Origin of the sequence: Pseudoalteromonas sp. SR45-5, from assembly GCF_014163565.1 — a bacterium.
In the GTDB taxonomy this organism is placed as follows: Bacteria; Pseudomonadota; Gammaproteobacteria; order Enterobacterales; family Alteromonadaceae; genus Pseudoalteromonas; species Pseudoalteromonas distincta.
Map to the genome: position 1 here is coordinate 1 of NZ_JACJDN010000483.1, position 3140 is coordinate 3140.

The 3140-nt window shown below is 41.1% G+C and carries 1 protein-coding gene; it reads right to left on the reverse strand.

Translation table 11 applies throughout. The features are described 5' to 3' along the window. Positions 1-58: 58 nt before the first annotated feature. Complete coding sequence (locus tag H5072_RS15420) at positions 59-3022, reverse strand: TonB-dependent receptor (RefSeq protein WP_182694022.1); 2964 nt, start codon at positions 3020-3022, stop codon at positions 59-61. Positions 3023-3140 lie beyond the last annotated feature (118 nt).

Consider the following 3140-nt stretch of genomic DNA (forward strand, 5'->3'; position numbering starts at 1 on the left):
GGCTTGCTTTTAGCGTCTTTAAATACACACACTTATAGACTCGATTTAACTATAACCTTTAAAATCTATAGCTTGCGCCAAATGTAATACGGCGGTCTGTAATACCTTGGAAACAAAGTAAAGCACCTTCGTTTACACAAGACTGGCTAACTTCTGACTCAGTTAAGTTAACGGCTTCAATACCGATATTTAGCTGATCGTTCACATCATAACTTATGCTGGCATTAAGCTGCCCTCTGTCTTCTTGTACAACAGGGAAACCCCATGGGAAGCTTGAAGTGCTACCAAAGTCAGTTGAACGGTACCCTTCGCGCCACGTGTAACGCGCTCGAGCAGATAGACCGTATTTCTCATAGTAAAATGTGATGTTATATGCGTTTTCTGACAGATCAATGAGTGATTGCTTAGCACTGATGTCTGCATCCGGGTTACCGGTTGTTAATGCAAAAACAGCATTTGCACGACTCGTTGCGGTGTCAAATGATTCACCACCAGAAAATTCTTGATAGGTGTAGTTAGCAACAACACCAAAACCTGATGCCCAGCCTAGCTCTTTTTCAAAATTTGATAAGTCGTATTGAGCTGCAAGCTCGATGCCTTGCTGTGTTGTTTCGCCAGAATCATTAATAGTAGTTTGTGTTGGTACACATAACCCTACACCAGCATCTGGGCCAAATACGTTTATGTCAGCAATTGGGTTAAATATGCCGCCGCCTTCACATTCAGGACCATTTGTATCGCGAAAGCCTGTGCTTGGGTCTTCAAATGGGTCAACTTGCTGTGTAACGTGCAAATCGCTACGTGTTTTATGAAAGTACCCCACACTTAATAAAGCAGCGGGTGCAAAATACCAATCAGTGGATATATCGAAAGAGGTTACTTCTTCTGGCTCTAAGCCTGAGTTACCTATTGAAACTGCACTATTAGGGCTGGTGCCAAACGTAACGGATGTAGATAGGTCATCAAAATCTGGGCGTCTGATATCTTTTGACCAACCTAGACGAACAATCACATCTTCACTTACATTCGCGGCTAAATTAAATCGTGGTAAAAAGAAATCGTAATCACCTTTTGACGTTACTTGAGTCACCAGTTCGTTGCCACTTCCATCTTGAGTAACAGAGTTACCTAGCGATGTAACTTCAGTCTCTAAATAACGTAAGCCAAAGTTACCGCGAAACATGCCATACTCAAAATTAGCTTGTGCATATAAGGCATGTGTTTCTTCTTCAATATCAAAAAACGCATTTACTTGAGACGTTGGTGAACTTATTGGACCACGATCAGAACCTGTTATTGCATTATTAGCTTCAATCGCTTGGTTAAGTGCTGCTAATACAGCTTGTGGATCAGAGGATGCAAGCTCTGGGTTTATAAGTAAGAAATCACGAATATAAAGTGCTCGCCCATCACCATCATTAAAGTTATCTGGGCCCGCTGTTAATAATTGTGCAAATAAATCACCCGTTGGGCTATCAGCCATATTTCTTAAACCAACGTTAGAGCGAACTTGATCCGACATACTGCTCGTTTTGCTGTAGCGGTAACCAAAATCGACTGACGTTATTACATCATCTAAGTAATATGTAAAATCTGTACGAAACGCATCTTCTGTATTTTCTGACTCGTCTTGCCCTTGGTTTACATCACGTAGAACAACATTTGCAGGGTCGAGTAATTGAGCCATTGTTGGTGCGTTTGCCTCCCCCGTTGCAATACCAAATGTAAGTGCATCACCTGTAAGATCATACTCAAAAGGAGTACCGTTTTCATTTGACGAATTAGTAGCGACATTTGGATTTATAAAATTAAGCGTTGTATTAAAGCTTGGTGTAGTTGAATCAGAACGAGAGGTTGAGGCTTCAACACTTGCAAATAATCTATCACCTTGCCATTCGCCCCCTATACTAAATATTTTGCTTTTTGTTATGCGTGAATTAGTATCGCTAGAAAAACGTAAATTAGGATCGCCACCACCGTCTTCAACCGGAATAACGCCTCTTACAGCCGCTTGTATGCTGCCTAGGTTTTGTCCGTCAAGAGAACCAAAATTAACTGTTTCAAATTCACTCGGTATTGATACATTTCTAAGATCACTTAGGCCAGATGCTTGTACTCTTGAGCTTTCTTGGCGGCGCTCTTGATCGTTAACAACTGCATCAAAAAAGAATTTCATATTATCGTTTGGTGCATATTCAAATGTACCTGCGAAGTTTTTTGTCTCGTATTCGTAATTATCGTAATCTTGAATTAAAAATTGTACTGGTAGAAAATCAAACGATTGTGCACTTGCAGCACCACTATCAGCGGCTACCGAATTATCTCTATCAGCACGAGGACGAAATGCGGTTACGTCTTGCTCACTGTAACTACCACTAAATACAACACCAAACTTACCGCCAGAATCAAGCTCCCAGTTATCACCCCAAGCACCCGATACCCTAGGAGTAACACCATCTGTTGATAAGCTACTATCTTCACCTTGTACTCTAATTGAGCCTAGAGTTTCATTTAACTGTAACGGGCGAATTGTTTTAAGGTTTATTGTTGCGCCCACAGAGCCTTCGATTGTTTTTGCTTCAGGTGACTTAATTACTTCTACACCGGAGATGATTGCAGCTGATACATCTTCAAAACTAATGCCACTTCGCCCAGACCCAGAGCCAACTGTTGATACGCCGTTCACTTCTGTACGATTAGCATTGGTACCACGAATTTGAACGCCCGTACCTACCCCTGCTTCACGGGTAATTTGAATCCCCGTTACATTTTCAAGTACTTCTGCGAGGTTTTGATCTGGTAGCTTACCAATATCGACAGCCTCAATAATCTCAACAAGGCTATCTGCTGAACGCTTTTGTGCAAGCGCATTTGTAAGCGATTGTCGAATGCCTGAAACCTCAATAACCTCAAGATCGTCTGCAGCTTTTTTTGGAGCTTCTTGCGCCTGTGTAGACAAAGACATACCAAGTGCGGTTGCCGATATAACTGCCAGTGTAATTTTAGATAACTTGTGACTCATAGTTTTTTTCCTGTGTGTGTGAAATGCTATGTTTAACCAGCTACTTTATTGTTTTTATTAAAAGCCCTTAATTATTACAAACCCTTAACTTTATATTTACACCCAACCATAAAAAGGT